General features: G+C 34.3%; 19 protein-coding genes. 6 read left to right on the forward strand and 13 right to left on the reverse strand.

Features of this window, described 5'->3' with window-relative positions; genetic code table 11:
- Positions 1–51 precede the first annotated feature (51 nt).
- On the forward strand, positions 52–711 hold the full coding sequence (sdaAB, locus tag G7082_RS03095) for an L-serine ammonia-lyase, iron-sulfur-dependent subunit beta (RefSeq protein WP_202983125.1): 660 nt from the start codon (positions 52–54) through the stop codon (positions 709–711).
- Positions 712–723: 12 nt separating this feature from the next.
- Positions 724–1,593 carry an L-serine ammonia-lyase, iron-sulfur-dependent, subunit alpha gene (gene sdaAA / locus G7082_RS03100; protein ID WP_166033766.1) on the forward strand — a complete coding sequence of 290 codons (870 nt, stop codon included), beginning with the start codon at positions 724–726 and terminating at the stop codon, positions 1,591–1,593.
- Between the two features lie 51 nt (positions 1,594–1,644).
- On the opposite strand, the gene G7082_RS03105 is transcribed toward sdaAA, so the two are convergent.
- The 6 genes from G7082_RS03105 to rpmG form a co-directional block, all read right to left on the reverse strand.
- Positions 1,645–1,824, reverse strand: a complete 180-nt coding sequence (locus G7082_RS03105; RefSeq protein WP_166033767.1) for a hypothetical protein — start codon at positions 1,822–1,824, stop codon at positions 1,645–1,647.
- Between the two features lie 14 nt (positions 1,825–1,838).
- The gene (gene nhaC / locus G7082_RS03110) at positions 1,839–3,218 is read right to left on the reverse strand and encodes a Na+/H+ antiporter NhaC (RefSeq protein WP_166033768.1); all 1,380 of its coding nucleotides are present in this window, start codon (positions 3,216–3,218) and stop codon (positions 1,839–1,841) included.
- Between the two features lie 358 nt (positions 3,219–3,576).
- A complete protein-coding gene (locus G7082_RS03115) occupies positions 3,577–4,356 on the reverse strand; it encodes an alpha/beta fold hydrolase (RefSeq protein WP_166033769.1) in 780 nt (259 codons plus the stop codon).
- Positions 4,357–4,513: 157 nt separating this feature from the next.
- Entirely contained in the window at positions 4,514–5,056 is a 543-nt protein-coding gene (gene nusG / locus G7082_RS03120; protein WP_166033770.1) for a transcription termination/antitermination protein NusG, read from the reverse strand.
- Positions 5,057–5,167: 111 nt separating this feature from the next.
- Complete coding sequence (gene secE / locus G7082_RS03125; protein ID WP_166033771.1) at positions 5,168–5,335, reverse strand: preprotein translocase subunit SecE; 168 nt, start codon at positions 5,333–5,335, stop codon at positions 5,168–5,170.
- Positions 5,336–5,501: 166 nt separating this feature from the next.
- Entirely contained in the window at positions 5,502–5,654 is a 153-nt protein-coding gene (gene rpmG / locus G7082_RS03130) for a 50S ribosomal protein L33 (RefSeq protein WP_166033772.1), read from the reverse strand.
- Positions 5,655–5,827: 173 nt separating this feature from the next.
- Between rpmG and cbpA the strand changes: the two genes are divergently transcribed.
- Positions 5,828–6,472, forward strand: a complete 645-nt coding sequence (gene cbpA / locus G7082_RS03135) for a cyclic di-AMP binding protein CbpA (RefSeq protein ID WP_166033773.1) — start codon at positions 5,828–5,830, stop codon at positions 6,470–6,472.
- A 73-nt stretch (positions 6,473–6,545) separates the two neighbouring features.
- Here cbpA and G7082_RS03140 read toward each other — a convergent pair whose 3' ends face one another.
- Positions 6,546–7,064, reverse strand: a complete 519-nt coding sequence (locus tag G7082_RS03140; RefSeq protein WP_166033774.1) for a QueT transporter family protein — start codon at positions 7,062–7,064, stop codon at positions 6,546–6,548.
- A 172-nt stretch (positions 7,065–7,236) separates the two neighbouring features.
- Here G7082_RS03140 and G7082_RS03145 point away from each other — a divergent pair, with 172 nt between their 5' ends.
- Complete coding sequence (locus G7082_RS03145) at positions 7,237–7,686, forward strand: GNAT family N-acetyltransferase (RefSeq protein ID WP_202983144.1); 450 nt, start codon at positions 7,237–7,239, stop codon at positions 7,684–7,686.
- Between the two features lie 154 nt (positions 7,687–7,840).
- On the opposite strand, the gene G7082_RS03150 is transcribed toward G7082_RS03145, so the two are convergent.
- A complete protein-coding gene (locus tag G7082_RS03150) occupies positions 7,841–8,059 on the reverse strand; it encodes a hypothetical protein (RefSeq protein ID WP_202983126.1) in 219 nt (72 codons plus the stop codon).
- Between the two features lie 449 nt (positions 8,060–8,508).
- Between G7082_RS03150 and G7082_RS03155 the strand changes: the two genes are divergently transcribed.
- Both G7082_RS03155 and G7082_RS03160 read left to right on the forward strand, forming a co-directional pair.
- Positions 8,509–9,462 carry a diacylglycerol/lipid kinase family protein gene (locus G7082_RS03155; RefSeq protein WP_166033776.1) on the forward strand — a complete coding sequence of 318 codons (954 nt, stop codon included), beginning with the start codon at positions 8,509–8,511 and terminating at the stop codon, positions 9,460–9,462.
- 79 nt (positions 9,463–9,541) lie between these two features.
- The gene (locus G7082_RS03160) at positions 9,542–9,949 is read left to right on the forward strand and encodes a GNAT family N-acetyltransferase (protein ID WP_166033777.1); all 408 of its coding nucleotides are present in this window, start codon (positions 9,542–9,544) and stop codon (positions 9,947–9,949) included.
- Positions 9,950–10,246: 297 nt separating this feature from the next.
- On the opposite strand, the gene G7082_RS03165 is transcribed toward G7082_RS03160, so the two are convergent.
- From G7082_RS03165 to G7082_RS03185, 5 genes are all read right to left on the reverse strand, one after another.
- Positions 10,247–11,284: a peptidoglycan DD-metalloendopeptidase family protein gene (locus G7082_RS03165; RefSeq protein ID WP_166033778.1), complete on the reverse strand. Its 1,038-nt coding sequence runs from the start codon at positions 11,282–11,284 to the stop codon at positions 10,247–10,249.
- 164 nt (positions 11,285–11,448) lie between these two features.
- Positions 11,449–13,953, reverse strand: coding sequence for an SF1B family DNA helicase RecD2 (gene recD2, locus G7082_RS03170; protein ID WP_166033779.1), 2,505 nt, complete (start codon positions 13,951–13,953; stop codon positions 11,449–11,451).
- 13 nt (positions 13,954–13,966) lie between these two features.
- Entirely contained in the window at positions 13,967–14,590 is a 624-nt protein-coding gene (locus G7082_RS03175; protein WP_166033780.1) for a histidine phosphatase family protein, read from the reverse strand.
- A 15-nt stretch (positions 14,591–14,605) separates the two neighbouring features.
- Positions 14,606–15,109: a tRNA (uridine(34)/cytosine(34)/5-carboxymethylaminomethyluridine(34)-2'-O)-methyltransferase TrmL gene (trmL, locus tag G7082_RS03180; RefSeq protein WP_166033781.1), complete on the reverse strand. Its 504-nt coding sequence runs from the start codon at positions 15,107–15,109 to the stop codon at positions 14,606–14,608.
- A 223-nt stretch (positions 15,110–15,332) separates the two neighbouring features.
- On the reverse strand, positions 15,333–16,193 hold the full coding sequence (locus G7082_RS03185; RefSeq protein WP_166033782.1) for a methyltransferase domain-containing protein: 861 nt from the start codon (positions 16,191–16,193) through the stop codon (positions 15,333–15,335).
- Positions 16,194–16,299: the final 106 nt, after the last annotated feature.

Raw genomic sequence — 16,299 nt, forward strand, 5'->3', positions numbered from 1 at the left:
CTTCATGATAAAATAAGTGGTAAGTAAAATACTAACATAAGGAGAATTTTTATGGCTCAATATAAAAGCGTCTTTGATATTATCGGACCTATCATGATCGGACCTAGTAGCTCTCATACAGCAGGTGCCGCACGTATTGGTAAAGTGGTTCGCCAAATCTTTGGGGAACAACCAGAAAAAGTTGATTTATATCTATACGAATCTTTCGCAAAAACATATCGTGGTCACGGAACCGATATCGCTCTTGTCGGTGGGTTACTTGATATGGAACCAGATGATGAACGTCTGTCTAATTCTTTAAAGATTGCTCATGAAGTCGGTATGGAAGTAGCTTTTGTTCCAAAAAAAGAAAAAGCTGATCATCCTAACTCTGTTAAAATTGTTGTAAAATCAGGTGAGCGTACCTTAACCTGTTTAGGTATTTCAATTGGTGGTGGTGCCATTCAAATTTCCGAATTAAACGGCTTTAAAATTAACTTGGATTTATCAACGCCAACCTATTTAACAGTTCATCAAGACAAACCAGGAATTATTGCGAAAGTAACTGGCATCTTATCTGAACATGACATTAATATTAGTACCATGACCGTCACTCGTGAAGCTAAAGGTGACAAAGCGATTATGATTATTGAAGTAGATGAACGTATTGAAGGCTTAACAGAAAAATTGAAGACCATTGATTACATAGATGAAGTAAGTTTCTTTGGCTAAGGAGGAAAATAAATGTTTCAATCAATTGAAGAATTAGTTGCTTTGGCTAATCAATGTGGATCAATTCATGAAGCAATGATTCAAACCGAAATCGAGACATCTCAACATTCTAGAGAAGTTATATTAGAACATATGGGAAAAAATTTAGATGTTATGATGGCTTCGATTGAAAAAGGCGTGAAAGGCGTAACTTCTGTTACTGGATTAACTGGAGGAGACGCGACTAAAATGAATGATTACCTTAATAAAGGTGATTTTTTAAGCGGTAAAACGATTTTAACAGCTGTTCAAAATGCTGTAGCCGTTAATGAAGTCAATGCAGAAATGGGCGTTATCTGTGCCACACCAACAGCTGGAAGTGCGGGCGTTGCGGCGGGTGTTTTATCTGCTTTAACTGAAGAACGCGGCTTAACTCGTGAACAACAAATTAATTTTCTATTTACAGCAGGCGCTTTTGGTTTAGTAATTGCTAATAACGCTTCTATCAGTGGCGCCGCTGGTGGTTGCCAAGCTGAGATTGGTTCAGCGAGTGCCATGGCGAGTGCTGCCTTAGTTGAATTTTGTGGTGGAACACCTGAACAATCAGCCCAAGCGGTTGCTATTACGATTAAAAATATGATGGGACTCATTTGTGATCCTGTGGCAGGACTTGTGGAAGTCCCTTGCGTGAAACGAAACGCTTTAGGCGCCTCACAAGCTTACGTTTCAGCTGATATGGCTTTAGCTGGTATTACAAGTGTGATTCCACCAGATGAAGTGGTAGAAGCAATGCACCGTGTGGGAATGCAAATGCCAAGTATCTTTAAAGAAACAGCTGAAGGCGGATTGGCAACTACCAAAACTGGTCTTGCCATTTCTAACAAGTTATATCCGAAAGATTAAAAAAAGTCATTGAAAATCTTTTTGATTTTCAATGACTTTTTAATTTTCATATCAAATTGTTCCTATTTTAATTCCTTTACGTTCTTTTTCCCAACGTAACAGCGTCTCTTTTTTATTACTATTTCTTGGTCTTTGACGTCCGGATAAGCCTTTGAATTCCTCATTAATTTTTTTATCATCTACTTTTATAGCTAAGTCAGCTAATGTTCCTTCAAAATCAAACATAGTCATCAACGCTCCCTTTTTTATTTCACTGCTTCTTCTTTGTACAACACACCAATACCTGTCACAGCACTCAATATAGAAAAGACTGGTGACAATAAACTGAAAAATACAAATGGTAGGTAAGTTAAAGTTGGTACACCAAAGGTACTAGCAACAAAGCTTCCTGCTATCCCCCAAGGAATTAAGTAGTTAATTACAGTTCCACCATCTTCTAAAGTTCGACTTAAGACAACTGGATCAATGTTACGTTCGTTGTAAGCATCTTTAAAAGCATTTCCTGGTAAAATCACTGATAAAAATTGTTCCCCAATAAAAATGTTAACCCCAATACTTGAAAGAAGTGTGACTACAATTAATTGCCATGTTGAATTTAATTTTTTAACTAATGATTCAATCACTGTTGTCACTAAACCAATCTCCATTAAAATCCCACCAAGTGATAACGTTAAAATAATCAAAGCAACCGTTGGCATCATACTATCAATGCCACCTCTTGAAAGCAGTAAATCAATTTGTTGATTCCCTGTTTCAGAAATGAATCCCTTTTCCACAACGGTGGCAATACTTGCGATATCTGTAGAAGGTTTTTGGATAAAAATCATGACAATTCCCACAATGACATTAAGTAAAATCGTAATAATCGCTGGAATTTTTTTCCATGCACAAATCAACATTAAAGCAATTGGAATCACTGACCAGAAAGAAATTGAAAAGTTAGATTCTAACACACTAACCACAGTGTCGATTTCACTTAAGTCTGCATTCGTGTTGCTCATTCCAAACACTGCGAATAAAATCAGCGAAATAACAAAAGCTGGAATGGTTGACCACATTAAATGTTTAATGTGTTTAAATAAATCAGCACCCACAATAGCAGAAGCTAAGTTCGTTGATTCAGATAAAGGCGACATCTTATCTCCAAAGACTGAACCAGAAACAATGGCACCCACAACAAGGGCTGGATTTAAACCAATCGTTGCACCAATTCCGAAAAAGGCAATCCCAATCGTTGACATAACTGTAAAGGCACTGCCTACAGCACTACCAACAATAGCACACACAAGGAAAACTGATGGAACGAACCATTTCACACTAATTAATTTAAAACCAACCACCATGAGTGTCGGGATAATCCCTGCTTGAATCCAAACCGCAATTAACGCTCCAACTAGTAAAAAGATAAAGATGGGGATAATCCCTGGTTTAAGTCCTGAAACAATTCCGTTATTGATAATTTCCATGGGCATTCTTTTGATTAAAACGTAAAATATACTCACACTAATCGCAAATAAAATCGTAATGTTAGGTGATAATTTTAACCCAATAACCCCAACTGAAATACTTAATATAATTAAACTTAATACAATGCTCGCTTCTAATAATCCAATTTTTTTATTCATTATTATTTTCTCCTCTATTTTTTTTCTTTCAAAAAACAGATCGACGATAACGAATAATTCCTCCACAACTTTCTTTCATGATAATTCCTCCTAAGTATATAAAAAAAAGCCACCCAAATAGCTCTACGCTATAAGGGCGACTTTGATATCGCGGTACCACCTTAAATTCAAAAACAATATGTTTTTATCTCATTAATTGTTATATTTATATGTCTTTTTTAGTGTAATTCAACAATAAGGCGGATCGATTTTCAGCAACCATCGATTTTCTTAGGCTCGACACTTATCATCTACTAGGTTAAAAAAGTAAAGCTTGTTTCATATCCTAAACGGTAACATAAAAAAAGTCAAGAAACTTTTACTGCCATAAAAATTCTGCCACGTAATCATCAACTTCTTCGTTCTTACGAAGTGAGCTATGATCTGCGTTAACGCCGTAGATAACCTCTGATTGAACCTCGATTTTTTTCTCTTTCAGTAAAGCATAAATTCCTAAAGAACTATTTAATGGAACCGTCCCATCACTCTTATCATTTTCAGAAATCTGTCCTGCTATTAGTAAAAATTTTAGTTCAGGATCTAAATTTGTCACAAGCTCTTGATAATTCGTTAATTGGGGGCTAATTTGGCGAGGTCCATTTGCTTCTATATCTTCTCTTGTTTGCTCTTTATCTTCAATAAATTCATTAAATGGTGCCCCAATCGACACGACTTTATTCACTTTAGGTTGAGTTTGATCTGAGGGATAACTTTCTAAATATAAAAAGCTACTAATCCCCCCCATTGAAAAACCAACAAGATTAACTTCTTCGACACCGTAATCTTTTTTCAACACTGCTAAAGCTTCTTTAAGCCAACTTGCTTGATCCCATTGATGAGTTTTATTCTCATCATAGGCCAAACGAATCATCGGATTATTTGCCTCAAATGTTACTTTTTTGTTACCAGAAATCGAAACCTCGCCTTCTGATGAGACAGTCATTTCCATAACATTTTTAGCGTGATTTGATTTTTCAAAGCGGTTAGTCATACTTTTCATTGTGTTATTATTTCCACTGTAACCATGAATAAACACTGTGGGAATTTTTTCTTTTTTTATCTTTTGAGTAACTGCGGCTACTTTACTTGTCTGTCCCACAATTTCGCTTCCTTTTTTACACCCTACCAAAAAAAGGCAGAGGCTCAGAAGAAGCACTATTGTTATGGATTGTTTCAATTTCATCTACGTCGCCTCTTTCCTAGTTAATAAAAAAAGGCAGAATAAAATAATCATTTTATTCTTGCCTAAAACATTTTTATAGTTTATCGATTTGTTCAAAATCTAACTCTGTACTTGTTTCACGACCGAACATGTCAATATTAACTTTTAATTTTTGTTTTTCATTATCAATTTCTGTGATTTCACCAGTTAAACCTGAGAAAGCTCCTTCGATAATCGTTACTGTTTCGCCAACTTCAACATCTAAATCAACAAGACGTTTGCTGATGCCAAGTTTGCGTAAAATGTGCTCGATTTCTTCATCTAATAAAGGCGCTGGCTTGCTTCCGGCACCGTGTGAACCAACAAAACCAGTCACACCAGGTGTATTACGAACAACATACCAAGAGTCATCAGTCATAATCATTTCAACTAAAACATAACCTGGAAAAGTTTTCTTAGCAGATACTTTTTCTTTTCCATTTTTTATTTCTCTTTCTTCTTCCTCTGGTACAACTACGCGGTAAATAAATTCATCCATTCCCATGCTTTGAGCACGTGATTCGATGTTTGTTTTAACTTTATTTTCGTAGCCTGAATATGTATGTAAAACATACCAATGTCTTTCAAATGATTCCATTAGGTTTCCCGCCTTTTCTTGATAAAATAAAAAAACCTCAGCTTTTTTGCGAAGTTTTTTCCTTTCGTACATTATAGCACTCAAACGCTGTAATTACTAGAAATTTGTTGACTAGACGAACATTTGCATAATAGCGCCAATGACTGTATCAGCTGCCCAAAAGAACGCTGCAAAAAGTAATGTTGATTGAAGAACTGTAATCACATCTTTTGTTAACTTAGTTTTTGTTGGCCATGTAACGATCTTCATTTCATCGATAACACTTTTTAAAAATTTCATTTTCTTTACTCCTTTTTCAACTAGATAATTGACTGTTTATATTTGTTTTTTACTTCTTATAAATCCGATTAGACATCTTTTATTATAACGTTAATAAGTAAAGCTTTCAAGTGAAACATTAACAAAAAAACCATCGTCATCTATCCAAACAATGGTCTATCCTGACTTATTTAGTTTCGCTATGTAACGTGTGTTTTCCGCAATATTTACAGAATTTTTTTACTTCTAATCGTTCTGTACGGTTTGTATCACTTACGGCTTTCGAGTAGTTTCTTGAACCACAAACTGTACAAGCTAAAGCTGATCTTCTTTGTCCCAACTTGGTATCCTCCTACCATTTTAATCGTTAAGTCAATTTATCATCATTTATCCTTTGTGTCAAATTTTAATAAAATGAAAAGCCCCCTCTTTCCCTGTTAAAACGTGGTTTGTTTATCAAAATAGTTGTGTTATTATTACTATGTAATGAAAAAATGAAGGGAGACTTTTATTATGTTAATCGAATCAGTTTGTATTCCAAAAAGACAGTTAACAACTGTTAATGAATCTTGTTCATTAGAAGAAGCACTAGTAATCCTTGAAGAATCAGGATTTCGTTGTGTGCCTGTTTTAGATGAAGCAGGACGTATTTTTAGAGGTAACATCTATAAAATGCACATCTATCGTCACAAAGCGAATGGCGGAGATATGACTTTACCTGTGACTCACCTAATTAAGAATGCCACAAAATTTATTCCATTAAATTCATCATTCTTTAAAATTTTCTTTACCATCAAGGAGCTCCCATATATTGCCGTTTTAGACAATGACAATATGTTTTATGGGATTTTGACTCACAGTGGCTTATTAGGAATTTTATCACAGTCATGGAATGGTAATGAAGGACGCTTCGCATTAACTGTGGCTTCAACCGGTAAAAAAGGCGACTTAGCTAGTATGACTAAAATTATTTCTAAACATTCAGATATCGCAAGTTGTATTACTTTAGATGTTGGTAAAGATGAGTACATTAGAAGAACCATCATTACTCTTCCAGCTAACACTGATAAAGAAACGTGCGACATTATTATTAAAGCCTTAGAGAAAAAAGATTTCTTTGTGGCACAAGTCGAAGATTTAAGTACAGGCATTAATTAAAAAAGGTTATCCGTGTTTGCGGATAACCTTTTTAGTTTGGATAAAAATGATAACGATTTTTTATTCACTCTATTTAGTATCGATCAAAGTGAACGACTTTATTCATGTAATAAATGACTGGTGCTGAGATACTCATGATGATGGCTTCACTTAAAAATAGTGTGCCGTAAGTTGCCCAGAAAAAAGTTGATCCAATTGCTTGGTTACTTAAAATTGAAATCATAAGAGCAATTAAAACCATACTAATTGAAAAGACGATGGTATTAAAAATCATTCTCTTCTTCGTGTCTTTGATCCATTTTTCAGAATTGGCTGTTAATAACAGTGCCATTAAGGTTTGTGAACCTCCAAATAGGACGTCCATCATGCCTCCCTGTGAAAATAATAAATTAAAGACCACTACACCTAAAAAGACACCCCACATTAATTTCTTGTTAAAAACTACGATATGATTCAAGCTTTCTGAAATTCTAAATTGAATTGGACCTTGCGCAATCGGTGCAATCGCTAAAGTTATTGCAATATATAACCCTGCTATTAGTCCATTCAAAATCAGTATTCGGGTGTTTGTTTGTACCCCTTGTTTTTCCATTCTTTCTTTCTCCTTCCTAGTTTTTGTATCGCAGGATGGTATCAACGAACTGCGGATCGTAAAATCACGAACGTTCCTATCCTACTCCCTTCCCCAACTTTTGTCAAAGCAATTTATATCTTACACACTTTCCTTTATACTAGTAATTAAAGGAGTGAAAAACATGACACTTATTTTTAAAGAAATCACTAAACTAACCCCTCAACACTTTGAATTGTTACTAGATGCCGATCCCTCACAAAATATTGTGGAAGATTACGCTAAAAGGGGAAATGCTTTTGAAGCGATAAAAGTAAATAAGTTAGTGGGAATTGTCGTACTACTTCCAACACGACCTGAAACGATCGAAATTGTTAATATCGCCGTTCATCAAGATTTTCAAAATCAAGGGATTGGACAAGATATCCTTAAGTTTGCGATACAAACTGCTAAAAAACAAAACTATGTAACACTTGAAATTGGAACAGGTTCAACAAGTTTTGGACAACTTTATCTTTATCAAAAATTGAATTTTAGAATCACTGGGATTGACCCTGATTTCTTCATTCGCCATTACGATGAAGAAATTATTGAAAATGGATTAATTTTGAAAGACATGCTTCGCTTGCAACAAGATTTATAAAAAAGGAGAGGACAGCTTTTTATAGCACATCCTCTCCTCTATTTTATTCGTGGACTTTCAATGCTTGTCCTTCATAAATAGAATCATTTTCAAGTTGATTTAATTTTTGTAAATCAGCTAATGATACTTTATTTTTCTCCGCAATTAGAGAGAGTCAATCTCCAGGTGAAACCGTATATGTTTTACCTGTCTCAACAGTTTGATCAACAACTTCATTTTCAGACAGATTATTGCTGACGTTCTCTTCCTGACCGTCAATTTTCTTAGTTATGACTTCTTTTTTAGTAGCTGTATTTGAATTGCTACTAATATTTTCTATTTTTTCTCTTATATCCAAATAAATATATGTATTGATACTAACACTTAAAAACATACACACAACCACTGCTAATATAATCCCTGTTCCCTTCGAACGATTTTTATTTGTTTTTTTATATGCCTTCCTTAAAACTAATACATCCTCTTCATCATTCGTTTTTCTCTCTCCATATCTAACAATTGATCAAAAATAACTACAAAATGCCTAAAAAGTCTATTTTAGTTAATTACGTATAATACTAACCTATTTGCAATTAATTTCAAACATATTAATTTTAAATATTTTTTTAATCATTTTTCCACATTTAAAACCCATAACTAAGTATATTACTAAAAATCATAGGATATAAGAAACAAATCAAAACTAATCAATCCTTTTATTCTTTAATCCGAACAATAAATATCCTTTAAAATAAAAAATTACTAAAATCGAAATTATTCTTTTGCTAGTTACTTATATTTTTTGGTATATTACTATTATTGGTTAAAAAGGAGATTCACTACATGAAAAAACTTACTTTACACCTCATTGTAAATAGCCAAGCAGGTGCAGGTAACGCTAAAAAAATATATAACATTTCAAAAGACTATTTAAATAAAAAAAATATCGAATTTATTCCCTATTTTACTGAATACGCAGGACACGAGAAAAAAATCACTCGCTACTTACTCAAAAAAATATTAGTTGATTGGCAACCAAACATTGATAACTTCCCACTTTTAGTTGTTTTAGGTGGTGACGGGACCCTTCACGAAGTCATTAATATCCTTCAAAATCATCCAAATATTCCTATTGGTTACATCCCTGGGGGCTCTGGTAATGACTTTGCCCGTGCTGTCTCTTTATCGAGAAAAACAGAGGTTGCCTTAGAACGTTTGACGTCGATTACTCAACCAACAACGATTAAAGTAATGGAAGCTCACTTTAAAGAAACAAATGAAACACGGTTAATTTTAAATAATATTGGTGTTGGATTAGATGCTAATATTGTGACGACTGCCAATCATTCAAAATCTAAAAAATTCTTGAATCAGCTTCGCCTCGGTTCATTAACTTATCTAGCCGCTGTCTTTAAAGTCCTTCATAAACAAGAAGCCTTTCCAATTTCTTTCAAAACAGACACTCATTATCATAGTTTTGAGAGAGCTTATCTCTGCTCAATTACCAATCATCCTTACTTTGGTGGTGGCGTTGCGATTGATCCGACAGCTAGTCCTTACGAAGATGAAATTAGTGTGGTTTTGATTGAAAAAGTCAATATCTTTAAAATTTTATACTTAGCTGTTAAAATATTAAGCAAGAAGCACTTAACTTCAAAATATGTTCATCATTTTAAATCTAGACAGTTAGAAATCACCTCAAGCACCGACCAATTTGGACAAACAGACGGTGAAATCATTGGCAAAGAACCTTATCACGTTAAGTGCCACTTAACAAATCATCTCTTTTGGTTGTAAGAGATATTGGGAGTGAAAACAAATGGATAAATTGAGAATGATTCCTTAATAACACATTATTTATTAAGGAGGAAAAAACATGATTACTTATAAAAAAGATAAAAACATTTCATCTCAACATTTAGACACCCTTTATTCAAGCGTTGGCTGGATTAGCTATACACATGATTTAGATCAGTTAAAAAGAGCTGTGGCTTATTCCCTGTTTGTTTTAAGCGCTTGGGAGGACAACACTTTAATTGGCTTAATTAGAACTGTGGGAGACGGAGAAACGATTCTTTATATTCAAGATATTTTAGTCCATCCTGATTATCAGAATAAAAAAATTGGCTCTGAATTAATGTCACAAACACTAGAAGAGTTTAAAGCAATTCGACAAAAAGTTTTACTCACAGAAGAAGCTCCTGATACACGTTATTTTTATGAAAAATTTGGATTTAACAGTTGTGATCAAGGACAATCCGTAGCCTTTTTTAAAGCTTTTTGATATTCGACTTTAACTAAATATTTAGCATAAAAAATGAGGCGACTGTCTAAGTTCGCCTCATTTTTTATGGATTGTTTTTAATTTCCTCCAGTTACTCGGAGCTAAGCGATTTTTTATTCACTCTTTATAGTCCGGGTTCAAATGGCAGATCCTGCGGCAACTTCACCACTCTTTAGTCCGGAATAAAAAATCTGCTCCTTCGGTAACTTCAAAAACTAAAATCAATCCCAAAACCATGGATTGTTTTTAGTTTCCTCCAGTTACTCGGAGCAAAACGATTTTTTATTCACTCTATTCTTAAAAGTTTAAATAATTCGTTGGGTCTAAGTACCCTTGCCATTCTTCTGTACTCACACCAAAGTGTAAATGGCTACCTGTTGAATGTCCCGTACTTCCTACTAAGCCAATTAATTGACCAGCTTTGACTGTATCTCCCACTTGTGTTTCGATCCCATTTAAATGAAAGTAATTAGTAAACAAATGATCCTCATGTTGGATAATCACATAATTCCCTGCTGATTCGTCAAAACCAGTTCCTACAACGACACCATTTTTCGCCGCTTTAACTGGTGAATTTTCAGCAATGGCTAAATCAATTCCGTCATGATGTTCTTCCCCTCTGTGACCAAAAGGACTGCTTATACTATAACCTTCCACAGGTAAAACAAATTCGTTGGTTTCTACAACTGGAGATTCTTCTTTTTCCTCTTCTTGAGGTGCTACTTCTTTTACTTCTTCAACCTTAACTTCTACTTCGTCAAAGCGCGTTAAATTGTAAGACTCGATAATACTATTTAATTTTTGATCATAGTTTTCATCTGTTGAATAAGTACTGGTTAAAGCTTTTGTTGCCTCTTCATAAGATTTGGCTTCTTTCTTATGAGCTCCTTTAAATAAATTTTTATTTTCTGCCGTGCCATTCTTTAATATTGTTACATAATCTTCCATCGCCGCTTGATGACTTGGGTATTTTCTAAATTCTGTTTGTTTTAATTTTCCAGAAACATCAGAAGCATAATAAGTAACAGACAATTGTTCATAAGACCCCTTTGTTCCAAACAAATTAAAATTAGGTGATTTAGCCAAATCACTTTGACCATTTCCAGATTCTAAAATAGCTTGAGCAATCATAACAGAAGCATACAAATTATTTTCTTGACCTAATGCACGAGCTCGCTCTCCTATTGAATCAATCAAGTCTAAAGCATCTTGATTTTTAGTTGCTTGTTCATAAGATTGACTACTATCTATTTCACTTGCCAAAGTTGTTGTATTCATCATACCTAACTGTGCGACCAATAAAGTTAATAAAAAATAAGTTTTTAATTTTTTCAAAATAATTCTCCTTTAAGGTTAAGCAACAATTTGCTTTTTATTCGTTTCAATAACCATAGTTTACAGAGTTTTTCATGAAAAAATTTATCTCTTCTGTCGTTTCATAGACACATTTATCAAAAAAAGAGTTTAAAACCAACCAAAAAAGTTAGTTCCAAACTCGTTTACATATAATCATAAGGACTTACGTCGTCCATCCCAATCATCGGATCCACCTGCTGTTTTGTCACTAACTCAATCGTTAAATCAAAACTTTTAGGTTTTTCTGACACAGGTTCTTCCTCAAATAAAGAAATTGGCTCTTCTTTAACACTGTCCTTCTCTTCAAAGGATAATTCTTTTTTTACTTCCTCAGTTTTTTCTTCTTCGTATAATTTCAACTGATTTTCTTGTTCTTCTAATTGCTCTTCTGCCTCAACTAACCGTTCTTTTAACGTCGTCTGCCTCGGAATCATTTCACTTTCAATGGCCAACTTAAAAGCTTCTTCTTCCCCTAGTAAAATCAAAAAGTCTTTACTTCTTGTGACTGCCGTATAAATTAATTTTCTTTGAAGCATACGACCGTACTGTTTAACTAGTGGTAGAATCACCATTTTAAACTCGCTACCTTGAGATTTATGGATAGAACAAGCATAAGCTAAGGTAAATTTATTCCATTCTTGACGCTTATAAACCACTTCTGTCTCATCAAATAAAAGTGTCATCTCATCAATCTTATCGTCTGTATCTTTTCCGTAGGTAATCCCGGTAATTTCACCCATATCCCCATTAAAGACATTGAATTCAGGACTATTAACAAGGTGAAGGACCTTATCGCCGATTCGGTAAACTTTATCTAACCACTTAACTTCTTTTCTAGTGCCATCTTCGTTATCATTTAAAATTTCTTGCATGAGTTGATTCAGTTGATCAATCCCCGCTTTACCACGATACATCGGGGCTAAAACTTGCATCTCTTGAGGACTGAATTTTTTATCTTTTGCCCGCAGAACCACTTGCTTCACAACAGACTCAATTTGATTAACGGAACACGGAATAAAGGAGCGATCCTTTTGATTCTTCATCAAGTCTTGAGGCATCTTCCCATTCTTTATACTATGGGCTAAAGAAATAATGGTTGACCCATCTTCTTGACGATAAATATCTGTTAATTCTCGCTTAGGTATTTCTTTAACGGCTAGTAAATCTGTTAACACTTGGCCAGGACCAACAGAAGGTAACTGATCTTTATCCCCAACGAAAATAACTTGCATGTTATTAGGGATTGATTTGAGTAAGGTATTAGCTAACCATGAATCCACCATGGACATTTCATCCACAATCAATAAGCCACCCTCAAGCTCCTTAGCTTCATCTAACACTTCTTTTTCTCGACCTGTTAAACCTAACAAACGATGAATGGTGCTTGCTGGTAACCCAGTCATCTCATTCATTCTCTTGGCTGCTCGTCCAGTTGGCGCAGCTAAAAGAATTGGAAAGACTTCTTGTGTATACTCATTTGGATCAAGAGAGAGTCCATTCAGTTCAGCAAATAACGTAACAATTCCGTTCACTACCGTTGTTTTCCCTGTACCAGGACCACCTGTTAAAATAAAAAAAGGCGAAGTGATTGCTTCTTTAATCGCTTGGGTTTGTGACTCTCCGTAGCTAATATTAAATAATTTTTCAATTACTTTAAGCTGGTTTTCTATTTCTTTTTTCGGATAAGAAATTTCTTTTTTACGCTTTAACAATCGTTTAATCGACGTCGTAATCCCCACTTCTGAAAAGTACAATGATTTTTCATACAGTTTAGTTCCTTCTTGAATAATCACGCCCTCTTCTGCTAGGTGAATAATCTCTTCTGCCACAAGAGTTGGATTTATCTCAAAAGGACGGCTACTCTCTAATGTCATTAAAGCAACTTCTAACAATTGCTTCGCTTCCATATAGGTGTTCCCTGTATTTAAACAACTTTGAAACAACTCATGAACAATCGCTGCTCGAAGTCTTTGGGGAGAATCCGCCTTAATTCCAATTTGTTCTGCTAAGGCATCAGCTTTTTTAAAACCAACACCCTCAATATCTTCCACTAATTGGTAAGGATTTTCATCGATAATTTTCAACGTTTCTTCTTTATAAAATTGATAAATAGAAAAAGCCAATTGATTCCCGAAACCGTATTGATTCAGACCAACAATAATTTGTTCCATCCCGTAATTTGCTTTTAGGGTTTCCACAATCATTTTGCGCTTTTTCTCATTTAGTCCCTTAATCTCAAGAAGGTACTCAGGGTCTTCGATAATCTTATCAATCGCATTCTCACCTAATAAATCAACCATACTCTCTGCTGTTTTCTTTCCAATCCCTGGAAATTTATCACTTGATAAATAGCTAATCAAGCCTGAAAGTGAGGTTGGTTTATCTTGTTGATAACTATCAACTTTTAATTGTTCCCCGTATCTTGGATGATTGACAATGTCCCCGTAAAAACGGTACAACTCATCTTCCTGAATTTGACCAAATGTCCCTGTGACAACAATTTCTTGCGCCGTATAAGAAGTATTAGTATCTTTAACATTGACCAAAAGAACTTTATAAAAATTAGTAGCATTCTCAAAAAAAGTGGTCACTACTTGACCCACAATATAATTTTTTTCAACGGTTTCTTCTTCAAAAATAAAAACCAACCTCCTTTCTTTATTATTTATTTAGGAAAGAATCATCATTCCATAACTCTAAAGTAAATTGACCATCTGAATAATCGATGATACTTAAACTATTATTAGAAAGACCACCTTGCTTGCGTAAATCCGCTAAAGGTGTACCTATCAGTGTTTGAATACAGGCACCTAAAGTAACTCCGTGGCTGACAAATAAAAGAGGGCCTACCTCATTTTCTGAAATTGCTTTTTTAACCAGTTCGGTACTTCTTTTAATCATCTCTTCAAATGGTTCACCCTTAAATTTTTCATGAGAATATTGACTCGGTTCATTTCTTAACGCCCACATCTCTTCTCCAAATTTTTCTCGGCTATCCACAATTTTTGTTCCTTCGAGTTCGCCTAAACCTAACTCTTTTAACGCATCTGAATAAATAATTTCAGGACAATTAGTAAGTTCCTGACAGATACCTTCTGCCGTTTTTTGCGCTCTGGTCATCGGGCTTGAATAAATCGCTTCAAAAGAAACATCCTTCAAATGTTTACCTAGTTCTTCAATTTCGAGGTAGCTCTCAGGTAATAAAGGAGAATCACCTTCTCTACCTTGGAATCTCATCTCTTTATTCCACTGAGTTTTACCATGTCTTGTAAAATATAATTTCATCTGCTGACACCTCTTTTAACTAAGTTTGTCGTTATCGTAGATATGCGTCTTTTCTAAATTAGGGAAACCTTGTTGTTTTAGTGCTTCATAAATAATTAAAGCTGCTGTATTAGATAGATTTAGTGAACGAACATGCTCATCATTCATGGGAATACGAATACAGTTTTCCTCATACTCTCGCATAAAATCTTCTGGTAAACCTGTTGTCTCTTTACCAAAAATAAAGTAATGATCAGAGCCATCATTATAGTCAACATCACTGTAAGTTTTACGAGCAAATTTACTCACCAAATGAAGATTTTCTCCTTTAATACTCTCTAAAAAGGCCTCTAAATTAGGATAGTACTTAATATTAACATCATGCCAATAATCAAGTCCGGCTCTTTTTAATTGTTTGTCATCTGTTGAAAATCCAAGAGGTTCAATCAAATGTAGCGGGGTATTAGTCGCTGCACATGTTCTGGCAATGTTCCCTGTGTTAGCTGGAATTTGAGGTTCAAATAATACGATATGGTTCATTTATTTAACTTCTTTCTCTATTAAATTTATGTCTATTAATTGTCATTTTTACGTAAAAAAAAACGTATCGCCTCGGTGTCAATTCACTGCGAGTCGTTACGTTGATGGGAGCCATCCCTCAACACCTTTTATCAGAACAGGAATCTGATAAAAAACTTTGAAAATGACTTGAACACAGTATAGCACCTATTTCAGATTAAAACAACTTAGAATGTGAAAATGACTATTTTTTTCCAACCAAAATTTTCACATCTATAGTCAATTCACTAAAAGGATGTGCTTTGGCATAGGCTTTTGCCTGTTCTGACGCGCCCCAGTGAATAGGTGACATCATCAAAATATCCTCATAATCAGCTGCGTTAACAGGGAATTGATATGTCAGATGTTTTTCTTTCACTAAATTGACGTCTTTTTTGAATTTTTCATAAACATTTTCATTCGAGTAACTTTGTTTTTCTGGATTATCATGATAAAACACTTCACGCATTTCTTTTAAATAAAAAGACTCAGGAATCACTTTAATCATTTGACCACCAGGTTTCAAAACGCGTAACATCTCATCATAATGACTTGGGGAGAAAATATTAAGTAAAGTTGTGATACTATCATTTCTAAATGGCATGTTCGTCACGTCCCCGATAAAGAAAAAGCCTTCTTCAGAAAAATCACTACCAAGTTGTACCCCTTCTTTAGATAAATCGAAGCCTAAATAATTAGGTTGGTCATTAAAATCGTGAATCAAGCGGTCAATAAAACTCCCTTCACCACATCCCATATCAACAATATAATCGTGACTTGTCTCTTGCTCAATTAATAAACTTATTTCTTCCATGATTGGTAAATATAAATCTTTCTGAATCATTTTACGACGACTCACTAGCATCTCTTTGTCATAATCACTTGTCATATGATGATCAGGAAAATGAATCGTTCCCTTTTTAGATAAATCAAAGCGATGGTTATTTTGACAAATCATCGTGTTCCCAATCACTTCTATAAAGCCTTTATGACATTTAGGACATTGAAAAACAGTTAGATGTGTTTCAATAAACTCTCGTCCATAATCAATTTTTTTCTTTAGCATCCTTTTTTGACTCCCTCGTTAAATATTATTCTTATTCTATCATAAAAAAAAGAAATCAGTACTAGCTTTATGCTATACTATTCTTAAATTAACTTAGATATATTGG

It is taken from the genome of Vagococcus hydrophili, assembly GCF_011304195.1.
GTDB lineage: Bacteria > Bacillota > Bacilli > Lactobacillales > Vagococcaceae > Vagococcus > Vagococcus hydrophili.

Coding starts and splice junctions, on each gene's coding strand:
- secE (WP_166033771.1), bottom strand. CDS start 5,335: ATGAAATTTTTAAAAAGTGTTATCGATGAAATGAAGATCGTTACATGG.
- nusG (WP_166033770.1), bottom strand. CDS start 5,056: ATGGAATCATTTGAAAGACATTGGTATGTTTTACATACATATTCAGGC.
- G7082_RS03155 (WP_166033776.1), top strand. CDS start 8,509: ATGAAAAAACTTACTTTACACCTCATTGTAAATAGCCAAGCAGGTGCA.
- cbpA (WP_166033773.1), top strand. CDS start 5,828: ATGTTAATCGAATCAGTTTGTATTCCAAAAAGACAGTTAACAACTGTT.
- G7082_RS03175 (WP_166033780.1), bottom strand. CDS start 14,590: ATGAAATTATATTTTACAAGACATGGTAAAACTCAGTGGAATAAAGAG.
- sdaAA (WP_166033766.1), top strand. CDS start 724: ATGTTTCAATCAATTGAAGAATTAGTTGCTTTGGCTAATCAATGTGGA.
- G7082_RS03185 (WP_166033782.1), bottom strand. CDS start 16,193: ATGCTAAAGAAAAAAATTGATTATGGACGAGAGTTTATTGAAACACAT.
- G7082_RS03140 (WP_166033774.1), bottom strand. CDS start 7,064: ATGGAAAAACAAGGGGTACAAACAAACACCCGAATACTGATTTTGAAT.
- G7082_RS03105 (WP_166033767.1), bottom strand. CDS start 1,824: ATGACTATGTTTGATTTTGAAGGAACATTAGCTGACTTAGCTATAAAA.
- nhaC (WP_166033768.1), bottom strand. CDS start 3,218: ATGAATAAAAAAATTGGATTATTAGAAGCGAGCATTGTATTAAGTTTA.
- G7082_RS03150 (WP_202983126.1), bottom strand. CDS start 8,059: ATGTTTTTAAGTGTTAGTATCAATACATATATTTATTTGGATATAAGA.
- G7082_RS03160 (WP_166033777.1), top strand. CDS start 9,542: ATGATTACTTATAAAAAAGATAAAAACATTTCATCTCAACATTTAGAC.
- trmL (WP_166033781.1), bottom strand. CDS start 15,109: ATGAACCATATCGTATTATTTGAACCTCAAATTCCAGCTAACACAGGG.
- sdaAB (WP_202983125.1), top strand. CDS start 52: ATGGCTCAATATAAAAGCGTCTTTGATATTATCGGACCTATCATGATC.